General features: G+C 28.3%; 15 protein-coding genes. 8 read left to right on the top strand and 7 right to left on the bottom strand.

What is annotated here, in order from left to right:
- Positions 1-248 precede the first annotated feature (248 nt).
- From sufB to ASUIS_RS03535, 8 genes are all read left to right on the top strand, one after another.
- Complete coding sequence (gene sufB / locus ASUIS_RS03570; RefSeq protein ID WP_118885761.1) at positions 249-1,694, top strand: Fe-S cluster assembly protein SufB; 1,446 nt, start codon at positions 249-251, stop codon at positions 1,692-1,694.
- A gap of 3 nt (positions 1,695-1,697) precedes the next feature.
- A complete protein-coding gene (sufC, locus tag ASUIS_RS03565) occupies positions 1,698-2,468 on the top strand; it encodes a Fe-S cluster assembly ATPase SufC (RefSeq protein WP_118885760.1) in 771 nt (256 codons plus the stop codon).
- Positions 2,455-3,489, top strand: coding sequence for a SufD family Fe-S cluster assembly protein (locus tag ASUIS_RS03560; RefSeq protein WP_118885759.1), 1,035 nt, complete (start codon positions 2,455-2,457; stop codon positions 3,487-3,489). The genes sufC and ASUIS_RS03560 overlap by 14 nt, the downstream gene beginning before the upstream one ends.
- Positions 3,482-4,666: an aminotransferase class V-fold PLP-dependent enzyme gene (locus ASUIS_RS03555; protein ID WP_118885758.1), complete on the top strand. Its 1,185-nt coding sequence runs from the start codon at positions 3,482-3,484 to the stop codon at positions 4,664-4,666. Before ASUIS_RS03560 ends, ASUIS_RS03555 begins: the two co-directional genes overlap by 8 nt.
- Positions 4,667-4,668: 2 nt before the next feature.
- Positions 4,669-5,079, top strand: a complete 411-nt coding sequence (locus ASUIS_RS03550) for a SufE family protein (protein WP_118885757.1) — start codon at positions 4,669-4,671, stop codon at positions 5,077-5,079.
- A 10-nt stretch (positions 5,080-5,089) separates the two neighbouring features.
- Positions 5,090-5,440, top strand: a complete 351-nt coding sequence (locus tag ASUIS_RS03545) for a metal-sulfur cluster assembly factor (protein WP_118885756.1) — start codon at positions 5,090-5,092, stop codon at positions 5,438-5,440.
- Positions 5,441-5,614: 174 nt separating this feature from the next.
- Positions 5,615-7,066, top strand: coding sequence for an acetyl-CoA carboxylase biotin carboxylase subunit (locus tag ASUIS_RS03540; RefSeq protein WP_118885755.1), 1,452 nt, complete (start codon positions 5,615-5,617; stop codon positions 7,064-7,066).
- A gap of 70 nt (positions 7,067-7,136) precedes the next feature.
- Positions 7,137-7,349: a hypothetical protein gene (locus ASUIS_RS03535; RefSeq protein ID WP_118885754.1), complete on the top strand. Its 213-nt coding sequence runs from the start codon at positions 7,137-7,139 to the stop codon at positions 7,347-7,349.
- A gap of 4 nt (positions 7,350-7,353) precedes the next feature.
- Here the strand turns inward: ASUIS_RS03535 and ASUIS_RS03530 are convergent, their stop codons facing one another.
- From ASUIS_RS03530 to ASUIS_RS03500, 7 genes are all read right to left on the bottom strand, one after another.
- Positions 7,354-8,208, bottom strand: a complete 855-nt coding sequence (locus ASUIS_RS03530; protein ID WP_118885753.1) for a DMT family transporter — start codon at positions 8,206-8,208, stop codon at positions 7,354-7,356.
- A gap of 9 nt (positions 8,209-8,217) precedes the next feature.
- Positions 8,218-9,471: a TolC family protein gene (locus tag ASUIS_RS03525; protein ID WP_118885752.1), complete on the bottom strand. Its 1,254-nt coding sequence runs from the start codon at positions 9,469-9,471 to the stop codon at positions 8,218-8,220.
- A 13-nt stretch (positions 9,472-9,484) separates the two neighbouring features.
- Positions 9,485-12,619, bottom strand: coding sequence for an efflux RND transporter permease subunit (locus ASUIS_RS03520; RefSeq protein WP_118885751.1), 3,135 nt, complete (start codon positions 12,617-12,619; stop codon positions 9,485-9,487).
- A gap of 8 nt (positions 12,620-12,627) precedes the next feature.
- Positions 12,628-13,692: an efflux RND transporter periplasmic adaptor subunit gene (locus ASUIS_RS03515; protein ID WP_118885750.1), complete on the bottom strand. Its 1,065-nt coding sequence runs from the start codon at positions 13,690-13,692 to the stop codon at positions 12,628-12,630.
- A 10-nt stretch (positions 13,693-13,702) separates the two neighbouring features.
- Entirely contained in the window at positions 13,703-13,888 is a 186-nt protein-coding gene (locus tag ASUIS_RS03510) for a DUF2798 domain-containing protein (protein WP_328587679.1), read from the bottom strand.
- A gap of 38 nt (positions 13,889-13,926) precedes the next feature.
- On the bottom strand, positions 13,927-14,523 hold the full coding sequence (locus tag ASUIS_RS03505; RefSeq protein WP_118885749.1) for a TetR/AcrR family transcriptional regulator: 597 nt from the start codon (positions 14,521-14,523) through the stop codon (positions 13,927-13,929).
- A 145-nt stretch (positions 14,524-14,668) separates the two neighbouring features.
- Positions 14,669-16,120 (bottom strand): protein adenylyltransferase SelO, encoded by a 1,452-nt coding sequence (locus ASUIS_RS03500; RefSeq protein ID WP_118885748.1) that lies wholly within the window; start codon positions 16,118-16,120, stop codon positions 14,669-14,671.
- Positions 16,121-16,185: the final 65 nt, after the last annotated feature.

Raw genomic sequence — 16,185 nt, 5'->3', positions numbered from 1 at the left:
AGGATAAATTTTGTCTTAATTAAAGTAGGATATTATTTTATATTTAAAAAATTAACAAATTTAAATATATTCATCCTATCTTTTTTTGAAATGGTATTATATTTAAACTTTGATAAAGAACTCTATTTTGTTTGTAATCGTAGTTCTTTTTTCATATTTTTAGTTATACTTTTTAAAGACATTATGATAAAATTGCAAATAAGATATATTTTATCCTATTTGATTATTAAAAAATACTGGAGTTCATGATGAGTGATAATAAACAGTTAGAAGATATTATTAATAAAGATTATAAATTAGGCTTTGAAACACTTGTACAAAGTGATACTTTTGAAAAAGGTTTAAATGAAGATGTAATAAAAGCAATAAGTGCTAAAAAAGATGAACCTCAATGGTTGCTTGATTTTAGACTAAAAGCTTATAAAAAATGGCTAAAGATGGAAGAGCCAAACTGGGCGCATTTGGATTATCCAAAAATAGATTATCAAGATATAGCATATTATTCAGCTCCAAAAAAAGCTTTGAATTCACTAGATGAACTTGACCCAGAAATCTTAAAAACTTACGAAAAATTAGGGATTCCCCTTGAAGAGCAAAAATTACTTGCAGGGGTAAAAGGAGTTGCGGTTGATGCTGTTTTTGACTCTGTTTCAGTAAAAACAACTTATCAAGATGAACTTGAAAAACTAGGAATCATATTTTGCTCAATTAGTGAAGCAGCTCACAAACATCCAGAACTTGTACAAGAATATTTAGCATCAGTTGTTCCAGCTGTTGATAACTATTTTGCTTGTTTAAACAGTGCAGTTTTCACTGATGGAAGTTTTGTTTATATTCCGCCAAATACCCGCTGTCCTATGGAACTTTCAACTTATTTTAGAATAAATGCTTTAAATACTGGACAGTTTGAGAGAACTTTGATTATTTGTGATGAAGGAAGTTATGTTTCATATAATGAAGGATGTTCAGCTCCAACAAGAGATGAGCGACAACTTCATGCAGCTGTTGTTGAGTTAGTTGCCCAAAAAGATGCTCAAATAAAATATTCAACCATTCAAAACTGGTTTCCAGGTGATGATAATGGAAAAGGTGGAATTTTAAACTTTGTAACAAAAAGAGGAATTTGTAAAGGTGATAATTCTAAAATCTCTTGGACACAAGTGGAAACAGGAAGTGCCATCACTTGGAAATATCCCTCATGTATTTTGCAAGGTGATAACAGTGTGGGAGAGTTTTATTCAGTAGCCATTGCTTCAAAATCACAACAAGCAGATACTGGAACAAAAATGGTTCATTTAGGAAAAAACACTAAATCAACTATTATCTCAAAAGGGATTTCTGCAATGCATGGGAAAAATGCATATAGAGGACTAGTTAGAGTTGGGAAAAACGCTTCAAATGCTAGAAATATTTCAGAGTGTGATTCACTTTTAATTGGAAATAAATGCCATGCAAATACTTATCCATACCATGAAATCAAAAATTCAAGTGCAAATATAGAACATGAAGCAACAACTTCAAAAATTTCAGATGAACAACTTTTTTATATTTCTCAAAGGGGAATTAGCGAAGAAAATGCAATAGCTATGATTGTAAATGGTTTTTGTAAAGAGGTTCTAAAAGAGTTACCAATGGAGTTTGCAGCAGAAGCAAAAGAGTTATTAAATATATCATTAGAAGGAAGTGTGGGTTAAATCATGGGAAAAAATACAATATTAAAAATAGAAGATTTAAAAGTAAATATAAATGATAAAGAGATTTTAAAAGGTTTAGATTTAGAGATAAAAGAAGGTGAAATTCATGTACTTATGGGAACAAATGGAGCTGGAAAGTCAACTTTAGTAAAAACTTTAAGCGCCCATTATGACTGTGTAGTAACAAATGGAAAAATCACTTATAAAAATAAAGATTTACTTGAAATGGATGTATCAACTAGAGCAAACGAGGGAATTTTTATGAGTTTTCAATCTCCAATTGAAGTAGCAGGGGTAAATAATAGCTACTTTTTAAAAACTGCTATGAATGCAAAAAGAACATATGCAGGTTTACCAGAAATTGATGCAATGGAGTTTTTAAAACTTGTAAAAGAAGAAACAGGGAAATTCAACATCGATAGAAAACTTCTACAAAGAGATTTAAATGATGGATTTAGTGGTGGTGAGAAAAAAAGAAATGAACTAATTCAACTTTTAATGCTTCAACCTGATTTAATAATGCTTGATGAGATAGATTCTGGACTTGATGTTGATGCAATAAAAACCGTTGCAAATGTTATAAACTCAATGCTTGATGGGGAAAAATCAATTTTGATGATTACTCACTATGATAGACTTTTAGAGTTAATCAAACCTGATTTTGTACATATTTTAAATGATGGGAAAATTGTAAAAACGGGAGATTATAGCTTGGCTTTAGAACTTGATGAAAAAGGTTATGAAGCAATAGGAATTAAAGATGCAAATAAATAATATTGATGGTTTAATCCTTCCTAAAAAAAGTGATGAAGAATTTCTGAAAATAAATTTTGATTCTCTTTTTTCTTATGATTTTACAAAGGCTGAAACCTATGAATTTGATATTATGGGTTTAGAAACTATTGTTGATGAAGAAAAATATGAATCAGTTTTATTTGATATTTCAAAAACTTTGGACAATAAACAAAAAATAATAACTATAAATAAAAACATCGCCGAGCCTATTTTTTTGATTCATAAACTAAAAGAGAATGAAACAATTTTTACAAATTCTTTAAAAATAAAAGTAGCAAAAGATATAAAAGCAAGTATTGTTGAAGTTTTTGTAAACTCTTGCCAAAATAGTTTTTATGCAGTTAATAGAAAAATAGAGTTAGAAGAAAATGCTTCACTTGAATATGTAAAAATTCAGGATATAAATTCTTCAAATTCTATGATTTTTGCCCTTGCTGTAAATCAAAAAAATAATTCAAATTTGGAAATTTCAAACTTTGAATATGGAAATGGATTTGTAATAAATAGTTTTGAAAATATAATAAATAGTGAATTTACAAATTATGAATTAAATGGTTTAGTTAAGCTTTTTTCTGAAGCCACAACTTCAAATCTTATAAAAACAATTCATAATGAAAAAAGTTCAAACAGTAATATAAACTACAAACATAGTTTAAAAGATAGCTCAAAAGCGGTGTTTAAAGCGAAATCTATCGTAAATGAAACAGCGCTTTTTTCAAAGGCTTTTCAAAACTGTAATACAATTTTATTAAGTGATGATGCCACAATAATTGCGCAACCTCATCTTGAAATTTTGATTGATGAACTAGAAGCCTCTCATGGAACAACAACTGGAACATTAAATAAAGAGCAACTTTTGTATCTTCAATCAAGGGGAATTAGCAAAGATGAAGCTTATGAAATGTTATTAAGTGCTTTTGAAAACAAAATAGTTGATAATATAAAAGATGAAATTATAAAAGAATTTATTAAAACTTATAAAAGGGAGAAATATGTTTAGGAAAGATTTCCCATATTTTCAAAACTCAAAAACCATTTATTTAGACAATGGCGCAACCACACAAAAACCAAAATCTGTGATTGATTCACAAGTTGAGTATTATGAAAAATATTGTGCAAATACTCACAGAAGTAATTTTGGTCATGCAAATAAAGCAACCCAAGAGTTTGAAAAAACAAGAGGTCTTCTAAAAGAGTTTATAAATGCTTCAAAAAATGAAGAAATAATTTTCACAAAAGGAGTAACAGAATCTATAAATTTTATTGCCTCATCATTTGCCAAAGATTTTAAAACAGTAATAATTTCAAGCCTAGAACATCACTCAAATATTGTTCCTTGGCATATGCAAGGGCGGACTTTAGGTGCTGGTCTTGAAGTTGTAAATTGTAATGAAAATTTAGATTTTGACTTGACTCATTTTGAAGAGTTACTAAAAACAAATCCAAATGCTTTTGTAAGTATCACACATATTTCAAATGCTTTTGGAAAAATCCATGATATAAAAAATATTATCAAATTGGCTCATGAATATGGAGCTATTGTTATGATAGATGGAGCTCAAAGTTTAGCTCACTTTAAAATAAATGTTCAAGAACTTGATGTAGATTTTTTCGCAATTTCAGGGCATAAGACTTTTGCACCAACTGGAGTTGGAGCTATTTATATAAAAGAGAAATATTTAAAAGATGTAAAACCTTACCAAACTGGTGGCGCAACGATTCATGAAGTTGATTTTACTGGTTCAACATTACTTGATTCTCCTTATAAATTTGAAGCTGGAACGCAAAATATTGCTGGAATTATAGGCTTTGGAAAAGCAATAGAATATATAAATTATGTTAAATATGAAAATATTGAAAGTATTGAAAAAAATGTTTTTAAATTTCTAAATGAAGAATTGGCAAAACTTCCTGGAATTATTTTTTATAATGATATGGACAATTGTATTGGAAGTAGAAGTTTCAATTTTGAAGGTTTAATTCATGATGATATAGGGATTTTACTTGATAAAATGAATATAGCAGTAAGAGTCGGTCATCACTGCGCTCAACCTATTATGAAAAAACTTGGAATAAAAGGAACTATTAGAGTTTCAACGGCATTTTATAATGATTATGTGGATGTGGATAAACTAATTGAGGCTTTAGAAAAAGCATTAAAAATGTTGAAGGATTAACATTGAATACGATAGAACAAAGAGTAAATGAAATAAAAGAAGATTTAGATTTTTTTGAAGATGAATTATCAAAATATGAATATATTATAGATTTAGGGAAAAAATTAGAAGAATTTAAAGAAATTGATAAAATACCTGAAAATATAGTTCATGGTTGTACTTCGCAAGTTTGGCTAACTCACGAAATAAAAGATGGGAAAATGTTTTTTTATGGAACAAGTGATGCGATAATCGTAAAAGGTTTAGTTTTTATGATATTAAAAATATTCTCAAATTCAACTATTCAAGAATTAAAAGATATTGATATGGACATAGTTCATGAACTAAAACTTAGTGAAGTTATAACTCCAAATAGACAAAGTGGAGTAATTGGAATGATGAAAAAAATAAAAGAGTATGCCTTAAACGCGTAAAGGATAAAAAATGCAAACAACTTTTGATTTAAAAAATATAGAAGAAAAAGTAATAGAACATCTAAAAAAAGTATATGATCCAGAAATTCCAGCAAATATTTATGATTTGGGATTGATTTATAATATAGAATTTGATGTAAACAACAACTACTTATATTGTACAGTTACAATGACGCTAACAAGCCCAACTTGCCCAGTTGCGGATAGTTTACTAGAACAAGTAAAATATGTAACTTTAGCAGTTGATGAAATAGATGAAGCATTCGTAAAACTAGTATTTTCTCCACCATGGAGTCCAGAAATGATGACAGAAGATGCAAGGGAAATTATGGGAGCAAGTGGTGCGGCTATGCCATTTTAAGGTTTTATTGATAAATATATTATTTTTATCCTATAAAAAAGTGATGATATGTCAATAATAAATAAAATATTTAGCAATAATAAACAATTATTTTAGCAATGAATGAGAAGATTTAATTTGAAAAAAACTCTACAATTCTGAATAATTTTAAAAATTCATAAAAGGCAAAATTAGATGGCAAAAATTAAAAAAGTACTTATAGCAAATAGGGGCGAAATAGCTCTTAGAATCATTAGAGCATGTAAAGAACTAGAGATTGGAAGTGTTGCTATATTCTCAGAAGTTGATGTTGAAGGTATTTGGGTAAGAAAAGCTGATGAATGTTATCCAATTATGGGAGATGTTATTAAAGCTTATCTTGAATATGACAATATTATTTCAATTGCGAAAAAAGCTGGTTGTGATGCAATTCACCCTGGTTATGGATTTTTAAGTGAAAATGCTGATTTTGCAAGAGCTTGTGAAGAAAATGGAATTATTTTCATTGGACCAAAACCAGAACACATCGAATTATTTGGTGATAAAATGGCTTCTAAAGTAGCCATGAAAAAAGTTGGAGTTCCAGTACTTGAAGGAACTGATGAGCCTATCGTTGATATTTCTGAAGGTGAAACAATAGCAAGAGAAATTGGATTCCCTATTATCATTAAAGCTGCATTTGGTGGTGGTGGAAGAGGAATGAGAATTGTAAAACAAGAAAAAGATTTCAGAGAAATGTTCGAAAGTGCTACAAATGAATCTATGAAATATTTTGGAAGAAATGAAGTTTTCATTGAAAAATATGTTGAAAATCCAAGACATATCGAAATTCAAGTTATTGCTGATAAATATGGAAATGTTCTTCATTTAGGTGAAAGAGATTGTTCTATTCAAAGAAGACATCAAAAAGTTATCGAAATTGCTCCAAGTCCAAGATTAAACAACGAAACTAGAAAAGAACTTTACAGAATTGCTACAAAAGCAATGTTCAAATTAGGATACGAAAGTGTTGGAACTGTTGAATTCTTAGTTGATGAACAAGATAACATTTATTTCATCGAAATGAATACAAGAGTTCAAGTTGAGCATCCAGTAACTGAAACTATTACAGGTGTTGATATTATTCAAAGAATGATTGAAATCGCAGAAGGTGATAAATTACAATTCTTACAAGAAGAGATTCAATTTAGAGGTTATGCAATTGAATTCAGAATCAATGCTGAAAATCCACAAAAAAACTTTATGCCAGGAACTGGAACTGTAAGTAAATATTTAACTCCTGGAGGTCCTGGTGTTAGACTTGATACAAGTATTTATACAGGATATAAAGTTCCAGCAAACTACGATTCAATGATTGGAAAACTAATTGTTTGGGCATTAGATTGGGAAGGTGCTGTTAAAAAAGCAAAAAGAGCTTTAGATGAATTCTATATCGAAGGATTCCCTACAAATATTCCATTACATAGAGAAATCGTAAGAGATGAAGATTTTATCAATGGAAAATTCAATACTAGTTATTTAGATAAAAAAATGGAAATATTTACTCTTCATAGTGAAGATAATATTAAACAAGAAGAAGAAAAAATAGCTAATATTATGAAACTTATGGAAGCTATAAACAAAAACAATCTAAAAGTTAAACATTAAGAATCTCTTTAGAGATTCTTAATTACTCACCCATAGCAAGAATTAATCAAAACAATGTAACAATATTTTTATGAAAGATTTAACATATACAATCATAAAATTAATAATAATCACGGCAATAATAGTTATCGCTTTTATTTTTTTTCAAGAAAAGCCTGCTTTAGATGGTATAAACTTTAATATCAATAAAAGAGATGCTCCAAGTATTCCTTCTAAACTTCAATGGAGTGAGCCATTTAAAGGTATTGAAAATGTACCTCCTAAACCAAAAGAAAATAAATAAATTATCATTTTTTTAAAGCTAAAAATATTCCAAAAAGAATGATAAAAGTTGAAATACCAAGTTCAAAACTAAACTTTTCATCAAGTACAATCACACTTAGAAAAATAGCTAAAATAGGAACTATTAATTGTAAAATACTAGCTGTTGTAATTTGAATTTTTGGAAGAATTTTATACCAAATCAAATAACCTAAGGCAGAAGTAATAGCACCAGAAATAACTGCTAAAAAAGAAGTATATAAATCAAGTTTTAATTCTTTTATAAAAAACACCATAAATATTATTGTAAAAATTGTTGCTTTAAAAAAATTATCTGTTGTGTTTAATAATGCATTTGTTGAAGATTTTCCAATAACACTATAAATAGCCCAAGCAATACCTGAAATAATCATCAAAAATGTATGAAAAAATGAAAGAGAAAAATCTTCTTTTGGATAAAGTAAAAAAACCAATCCACTAAAAGCTACAATTATCCCTAGAACTTTATTTATTGTGAGTTTTTCTTTATAAAAAAGTGCAATTAAAATCATACTTAATTGTACAACTGCAAAAAGGATAAGTGTTCCAATTCCAGCAAACATATTTATATAAGAATATGAAAAACAAATTGCATATAAAAAAAGCATAAAAGAGCTAAGCCAATTTTTTTTCATATCAAATTTTAAATTTCTATTTTTATAAAAATAAATACCTAAAAGTAAAATTGCTCCGGAGAATATTCGTAAAATTGTAAATGAAAAAGCATCAATATTTTGGGTAGAAATAGCCATTTTGCATAAAATAGAGTTTACAGCTAAAAAAAGTAAAGCAATAAAAATTAAAATGAAGAGTTTTAAATCTATAAAAATACTACTCTTCATTTTTTCCCTTTAATTTATATCTTTTTCAATAATTCTATCAAGTGTTGAAATCGCTAAATATTTATCAAAGTAAGCCCGACTAAAGCCTTGCTTTGCCTGTGTTAATAAATAATTTGCATCTGTCAAATCTGTACTTGTAGAAACTCCTTCATCAAATCTATTTTTTACAATACTGTAATTTTCAGTAGCTTGCAATAGTGCTAGTTTAGAAGTTTCAAGATTATCAATTGCAACTTCATAATTTGATTTTGCATTTTCATATTGAAGTTTTATATCCAATTTAGTTTTACTCAAAAGTGAAGATGCACTTAAATATTTTGTTTTATAAATTGTCGTTTGAGAAGAATCATATCCACCATTATATAAATTCCAAGTTGCAGTTACATTTGCAATATTTTGATTATCTTCTTTATTTTCAATCTTTTTTGATAATTCTTCATAATATTTATTATGAGATACAGATGCATCAACTTTTGGATAATATCCAGCTTTTGCAGATTTTTCTAACTCTTTGATAGATTGTAAATTCATTTTTAAAGCTTGAATTTCACTTCTATTTTCTAATAAACTTTCATCATAAACAGAACCTTGAAGAGTTTGTTCATTTAACTTTTCTATAGTTTCATTTTCTAAATTTATTCCACCTAAAATATTTGATAGTTGAAATTTAGCAACTTTTAAATCTCCTTGAGCTTTTACTACATTTTGTTTTGCACTTGACATATTTACTTGAACTTGCAATAAATCATTTTTCGCAATTAACCCTTGTTCATATCTATGTAATGAATCTTCGTATTGTTCTTGAAATAAAATATAAGCACTTTTATAAGTTTCAAGGGCATTTTGTTTATCAAGGTAATTTATATATGCTGTTTTTGTATCTAAAATAATATCTTGTTTTGTGGCATTTAATGAATATTCAGAAGACAAAGATAAATAAACTGATGATTCTTTTACAGCTAAATCTTTAAATCCATTAAATAAATTGTATGATAATTTTAAAGTAGCTGTTGATTCATCTGATTCAAATCCAACATTTGCTTTATCAGTATTTGTATATCCATAAGAAGCATCTAATTTTGGTAAATAATTTGAATTATTTGATTTTACATTTTCCAAACTTTCAATGTAATCATAATTTTTACCTTGAATATCAAAGTTGTTGTCTAAAGCTTTTTTTACTGCTTCATCTAGTGTTAAAGCATTTAAATTAACAGCTAAAAAAGCTGTTAATGATAGTGTTAATAATTTTATTTTTTTCATAAATATTTTCCTTTTATGATTTACTTAAATCTAAATCGTCAATAGATTTTTCATTCAAAGATATTTTTTCTTCTGCTTTGATAAAAAACATTAAAAGAGCAGGAGTTACAAATATAGTAAATATCGTAGAAAATGTAAGTCCTCCAATCATTACTGAACCTAATCCTCTGTAAAACTCACTTCCAGGACCTGGAATTAAAACCAAAGGCATCATCCCAAAAATAGAGGTTAATGAACTCATATAAATTGGTCTAATTCTTGTTTTTGTGGCTTCAATAATTGCTTCTTTATATTCATAACCATTGATTCTAATGTAATTTAAACTTTGATGAACTATTAAAATAGAGTTATTTACAACTATTCCAATTAAAATAATAAATCCAAACATAGTTAAAACATCCAATGGTTGAGGCTCAATAAATGCATCAGTTATTGCAAGTCCAATAAATCCTCCAGCCATTGCAAGAGGTACTGTAAACATAATAACAAATGGATAAGAAAAACTTCCAAATAAAGCAACCATTAATAAATAAACTATAACTAAAGCTAAAAGGAAATTCATACCTAATAATTCAATAGTTTCAGTTAATTTATCAGCTGTTCCACTTATACCAATTTCCACTTTATCAGAAATCTTTCCTTCTTCTTTCATTTTCTTTAATGCAACATCTAAAATTGTCATTGTTTCTTCAATTGTCATTTCAGGTGGTGGTGTAACTTGTAAAGTAATCGTTCTTTTTCCATCTAAGTGTCTAATTTCACTAATCCCTGTTGTTAATTCTGCTGTTGATAAAGATGATACAGGTACTAATGAACCGTTTGGTAAAGCCACTTGTGTTGCTAAAATATCTTCTGGTGTTTGAATTTGTTTATCATTTGCTTTTAAAACTAAGTCTATTTTCTTTTTACCATCTTGTTCAAAATCTGATATTTTTCTACCATCCATTAACACATCTGCCATAATTCCTAAATCAGAAGAAGTTAAATTTAAAGCTTTTAAAGCATCTTGGTTTGGTTTTATTCGCACTTCTGGATAAAGTAACTCAATAGATGGAACTGGTCGTACTTGTGCTCCTTCTATTGCTCCACTAGTTGCCATAAATAGTTGCATTCCTACATTTGCAATATCTTCTATTTTTTCACCACTAATATCAATATTTACAGTTTTCCCCTCACCTATTCCATCTTCAAAAACTCCTGATTGTAAAGATACCCCAAATATAGAAGGAAGAGAATTTACTATTGGTCTAAAAAATGGTATCAATTCTCGTCCACGACTTTCATGCATAGAAGTTCCACCAAAAAGGTTAAAATCTCCAAATGAAACAAAAAATGCTCTATTAATTCCAGGAACTCCATCAACATCTTTTCCGATATTTGGTTCAACTTTTTTCATTAAATATGAACCCATGTTATATCTTTCTTCATAAGAAAGCCCAGGAGGTGTTATTAAAATATTAAAAATTAGGTTTTTATTTCCTTGTGGTAAATAATCCATTTTTGGGAATAATGCCCAAACAATAGAAATAGAAACTATTGCTAATGACCCTATTGTAATAATTCTTGTTTTTACTGATTTTAAAGACCAATGGGTAATTACCATAAACATATCTACAAATTTATTTCCAAATCTAGTTAATCCAGTTTCACCTTTTGGCTCTTTTGAAGATAAACTTGCGATTTTTTTCCATAACATTGGAATAACAGTAATAGATACAAATAATGAAATAAAACAAGATGCCGTTGCAGCAATTGCAATATCTTTAAATAGTTGTCCAGCTTCATCTTCTAAGAATATAATTGGAATAAATACAGCCATGTGAGTTGCTGCACCTGCTAGTAGTGCGCCCCAAACCTCTTTTGTTCCCTCATAGGCAGCTTTGGTTATACTCATACCCTCTTTTCTATGTCTATCAATATTTTCTAAAACAACAATAGCACTATCAACTAACATACCAATAGAAAAAGAGATTCCTGCAAGTGAAACTGTATTTAGACTTCTATCCATCAATGATAAGAAAATAAATGTTCCAATAACAGAAATTGGAATAGCAATACTTACAACAGCTGTTGGAGATAATGCTCTTAAAAATAACATTAATATCATCACAGCTAATGCTCCACCTATGATAATATCTTTTTTTACAAGATGAACTGCACCTGCAATATAAGGTCGTTGATCATAAATCCATTTTAAATTTAATCCCTCTTTTTTAAGAGTTGTATCATTTAGTTCATTTACAACTTTTTCAACATCATCTGTAAGTTTTACAATATTTGCATCAGCACTTGGTTGAACTCCTAGAAATATTCCATCTTTACCTAAAAACATTGCAACAGAATTTGCTGTTTCGTATCCAAAATCAACATCAGCAATGTCTGCTACTGTAACTCTTTGTTCTCTATTTGAAATTAAAATAATATCTCTAATTTCTTGTAAAGTTGTAAATTTGTGTACAGTTCTGATTCGGTAAGCTCGTCTACCCATATTTTGAGTTCCAGCAGAAACATCAACATTTTCAGCTTTTAAAATATCAATAACTTGTGGAATTGTAAGATTATAAGAAGCAAGTTTATTCATGTCAAGATTGATTTGCATCTCTTGCTCTCTTCCTCCTCCTGTCATAGTTCCAGCAACACCTTCAACTCTTTTGATAATAGGTTTTATTTCATCTTCAAAAAAAGTTTTATATTCATCTACATGTCTTTTATTTTCATCTAAAGTTTGTAACATAATCCAAATAACTGGACTTGCCGTTGCCGTTTCAATGATTGGTTCATCAACATTATCAGGATAAGAACTAACTTCATTTAATTTATTTGAAACATCTTGAAGTGCTACTCTAATATCAGTTCCAAGTTTAAATGTAAGTGTAATTTCACCCGCATTATCTGATGATGAAGATTCATATTCAATTAGATTATTTAAACTTTTTAGAGCATCTTCTTGTTCTTCAATGATTTCTCTTTCAATTTCATAAGGCGTTGCTCCTGCCCATGTTGTTGTAATTTTAATCTCTGGTTTTGTAACATTTGGAGTTAATTGATAAGGTAATTTACTTAAAGAAATAATTCCAAATAAAATTACTATCAAAACACCAACTATAATAGTTATAGGGTTTTTAAGGGAAAATTTTATTAAATCCATAATTTTTCCTATTTACTTTGACTATTATTTAAAACTTGAACTTGCATATCTGGGAAAACTCTTTCATTTCCTTTTGTAACAATTGGCATTCCTTCAACTAAACCATCTGCCATAATTGCAGCATTTAATCCAAAATATGTAATTACTTTTACAGGAATCATCACAGCTTTATCATTTACAACAGTAAAAACAACATCCATATTAAATCTTTTTATAACGGCATCTCTATTTATCACAAGGGCAACACTTTTTGACTCTTTAGCAAAGTTAATTTTTGCACTTGCTCCATCAAAAATAAATTTGTCTTTTGCATCTGCTTTAAATCTAACTGGAAAAGTTCTTGTGAGTTTATCTCCACTTGGAATTGCTGCATAAAGTTTTGCTTTTATGATTTCATCTGAAATATTAATATCATATTCATCGCCATTTTTTAATCCACCAATAAAAGATATTGGAAGATTAAAAATAACTTCTAATTCTTGAGTATTTACAATAGTTGCTATTTGAGAACCTGTATCTAACCATTCGTTTATATTTATATTTTTTTCAACAATCACACCTGAATATGGAGCTTTTATAATTTTTTTAGATTTTTGAATACTTAATTCATTTAATTTTGCTTTTGCAGAAATTAAATTTTCACTTGCTACATCATATTCAACTTTTGAATCATCAAAAACTTTTTGTGAAATAGATTTTTTTTCAATTAAAGCGCTAAATCTATCATAATTCTTTTTTGTATTTTTTAACTGAACTTCATACATATTTACAGCCGATTGAGAAGCTTTTATTTGTGCATCTAAAATATCTGAATCAATTTGTATTAAAACTTCATCTTTTTTTACTTTTTGCCCAACTTCAAAACTAATTTTTTTTACTACTCCTGAAGTTTCACTGGCAATCTTTGATTTTTTATCAAAATTTACTGTTCCCACAAACTCTTGTAAATCATTTACTTCTTGTTTTTTTAATGCTTGAGTTTCAACTAATGCAGTTTGAGAAACTTCCGCTGCATTTAAATTTGAAAACATTAAAAAGCTAGATACTAAAACTAAACTAATTCTTTTTATCATTTTTTTTTCCTTATATTTTTGCCATTAATTTGTGAACAATTTTATGAACTATTGGTGCAACAACAACTATTATTGGAAATGCACACGCAAATGCGATTCCCCATGCTCTTAACCAACTAGAGATAAAACTATCAACAAAACCTAAATTTATAAATGTAATTATGAAGCTCATAATAAAACTCATAAACAACGCCATAAAAAAGGCGAAAACTATTCTTTCATATCTTCTACTTATCATTTTACTTTTATTAACTCCCATAGATTATTTAAAAAGGATTCACCTACATATTTTGCATCAAAATTTTTCTGACTCATTTTTAAAAGTGCTAATCCTTTTTCAAAAACTAATAATCCCTCAGCTAAGTTCATAGCTTCTGGAATTAATTCATTATTATCAATTCCCTCTTGAATAATTTTTCGTAATTGTAAATCAAAAAATACTTTACAACTTCCATTAAATTCACACATTACATCATTTTCATCTGATAAAACAATAGATACATATTCTTTATATCCATTAAAATGTCTTAAGTTTTCCTCACTATCATCTAATACAAACTTGAAACATAAAAATATCTTCTCTTTAGTAGTTTTGATTGTTTTGATTGTTTCTAAAAATTGTTTGTGATTTTCTTCTACGTGAATATTCATTATTTCAAAAACAATATCATCTTTATTTTCAAAATATTCGTAAATAGTTCCTTTGCCAATACCAGCAACTTGTGCAACTTGTGCAACTGTTAAATTTTTTATTCCAATATCATATATTAAATCAACACATGCCATTGCAATCTCTTTTCTTCTTTGTTCTTTATCAACTCTTGGTGCCATGATTATCCTTAAAAAATATTATTTTTTATTGACTGACCGTCGGTCAAGTTTGAAAGTATACTAAGAGAAACTTAATTTATTTTGAATTTCTGACCAATGGTCAATAAATATTTAAAATAATTAATAGCTCTTTTGAGCTATTAATTTAAGAAGAACAAGATAGTTTTATATTTGCATGTTTCATAGGTGTTGGTAAAGCATATCTTTCAAAAGCAGGATGCTCATCATAGGGATTTTGAGCAATTTCTAATAAATCATTTACCAAAGTATAATCTCCCTCATGGGCTTTTTCAATAGCTTCTTGAAGAATATAGTTTTTTAAAATATATTTTGGATTCACTTTTTTCATAACTTCAAATCTTGATTCAAAAGTTGTTTTTTGCTCAAAGCATACTTTTTTATAAGATTCAAACCATATTTTGAGTGGCTCTTGAAAAACTGCAATATCAAGGATAGAACTTAAATCTTCAAAAGATTTGAGATGGGTAAGTCTATAAAAGAAAACATTGTAATCCATTTTTGCATTTTCTAAACTTCCAAGTAACTCTAAAATCAAATGAAGATTTGAGTTCCCACTTTTTAAAGCATCTAAACCTAATCTTTTGTTCATTAAATCTAAATATACTTTTTCATGTTGTGGTAAAAATGCTTTCATGTAAGACTCTATTTTACTCTCATCACAAATCAATTTTAAAGCATTTATTAATGCAAACAAATTCCATCTAGCAACATAAGGTTGGTTATTATAAGAGTATCTTCCCTCTGCGTCTGTGTGATTACAAATAGCATTTTTTTCAAAATAATCCATAAAAACATAAGGACCATAATCAATAGTAAGACCAGCAACTGAGAAATTATCAGTATTCATAACTCCATGTTGAAATCCATAAACTTGCCATAAAGCTATTAGTTCAGCTGTTTTATCTACTAAAGAATAAAACATTTTTTCATATTTGTTCTCTTGATTTTCCAAATGTGGATATGACTGTTTTATCACATAATCAGCTAGTTGAGATATTGTCTCTTTATCCCTACTTCGTGCAAAAAATTCAAATGTTCCAACTCTAATCCAAGATGGTGACATTCGTAAAACTATCGAACATGATTCTTGTTCCCAATCCCTATGAGCAAAAGAATCAGAATCGATAATTCCCAAAGCCCTAGTTGTAGGAATTCCAAGACCAAACATCGCTTCACTCATAAGATATTCTCGTATAGATGAACGCAAAACCGCTCTTCCATCACCTTGTCGTGAATATCGTGTAAGTCCTGAACCTTTTGTTTGTAAATGCCAGTTATTAACCGCACCCAAATTTATAGCTCTTCCATCACCAAGCTGTGGAACAAAATAACCAAATTGATGCCCAGCATAAGCCATAGCATAAGGAGTTGAACCTTCTAAAATCTTACTACCATTTATAAAATCTACAAAATCTAAAGTTTGGCACTCTTCATAATCAAGGTTAATCAAGTTACAGGCAAGTGGGTTAAATGATACAAGTTTAGGATTTTTAAGAGGTGTAGGATTTACTTTGTGATAGTACTTTTCATCAAACTCAAAATAATCAACTTCAAGTTTTAATTCGTTTAATTTCATAATTTTTCTCTTTTGATAAATATTTGTTTATATATATGCAAGAAGCTTACCAAAAGAGAACATAA

The sequence above is a fragment of the Arcobacter suis CECT 7833 genome (assembly GCF_003544815.1).
Taxonomy (GTDB): domain Bacteria; phylum Campylobacterota; class Campylobacteria; order Campylobacterales; family Arcobacteraceae; genus Aliarcobacter; species Aliarcobacter suis.
The sequence above is the reverse complement of the archived record's forward strand: the minus strand, read 5'-3'. Positions and strand labels throughout refer to the sequence as shown.

Bases quoted from the DNA above. Each gene is read 5' to 3' on its own strand.
- ASUIS_RS03560 (WP_118885759.1), top strand. From the start codon at position 2,455: ATGCAAATAAATAATATTGATGGTTTAATCCTTCCTAAAAAAAGTGAT.
- ASUIS_RS03555 (WP_118885758.1), top strand. From the start codon at position 3,482: ATGTTTAGGAAAGATTTCCCATATTTTCAAAACTCAAAAACCATTTAT.
- ASUIS_RS03540 (WP_118885755.1), top strand. From the start codon at position 5,615: ATGGCAAAAATTAAAAAAGTACTTATAGCAAATAGGGGCGAAATAGCT.
- ASUIS_RS03510 (WP_328587679.1), bottom strand. From the start codon at position 13,888: ATGGCGTTGTTTATGAGTTTTATTATGAGCTTCATAATTACATTTATA.
- sufC (WP_118885760.1), top strand. From the start codon at position 1,698: ATGGGAAAAAATACAATATTAAAAATAGAAGATTTAAAAGTAAATATA.
- ASUIS_RS03545 (WP_118885756.1), top strand. From the start codon at position 5,090: ATGCAAACAACTTTTGATTTAAAAAATATAGAAGAAAAAGTAATAGAA.
- sufB (WP_118885761.1), top strand. From the start codon at position 249: ATGAGTGATAATAAACAGTTAGAAGATATTATTAATAAAGATTATAAA.
- ASUIS_RS03520 (WP_118885751.1), bottom strand. From the start codon at position 12,619: ATGGATTTAATAAAATTTTCCCTTAAAAACCCTATAACTATTATAGTT.
- ASUIS_RS03505 (WP_118885749.1), bottom strand. From the start codon at position 14,523: ATGGCACCAAGAGTTGATAAAGAACAAAGAAGAAAAGAGATTGCAATG.
- ASUIS_RS03515 (WP_118885750.1), bottom strand. From the start codon at position 13,692: ATGATAAAAAGAATTAGTTTAGTTTTAGTATCTAGCTTTTTAATGTTT.
- ASUIS_RS03535 (WP_118885754.1), top strand. From the start codon at position 7,137: ATGAAAGATTTAACATATACAATCATAAAATTAATAATAATCACGGCA.
- ASUIS_RS03530 (WP_118885753.1), bottom strand. From the start codon at position 8,208: ATGAAGAGTAGTATTTTTATAGATTTAAAACTCTTCATTTTAATTTTT.
- ASUIS_RS03525 (WP_118885752.1), bottom strand. From the start codon at position 9,471: ATGAAAAAAATAAAATTATTAACACTATCATTAACAGCTTTTTTAGCT.
- ASUIS_RS03500 (WP_118885748.1), bottom strand. From the start codon at position 16,120: ATGAAATTAAACGAATTAAAACTTGAAGTTGATTATTTTGAGTTTGAT.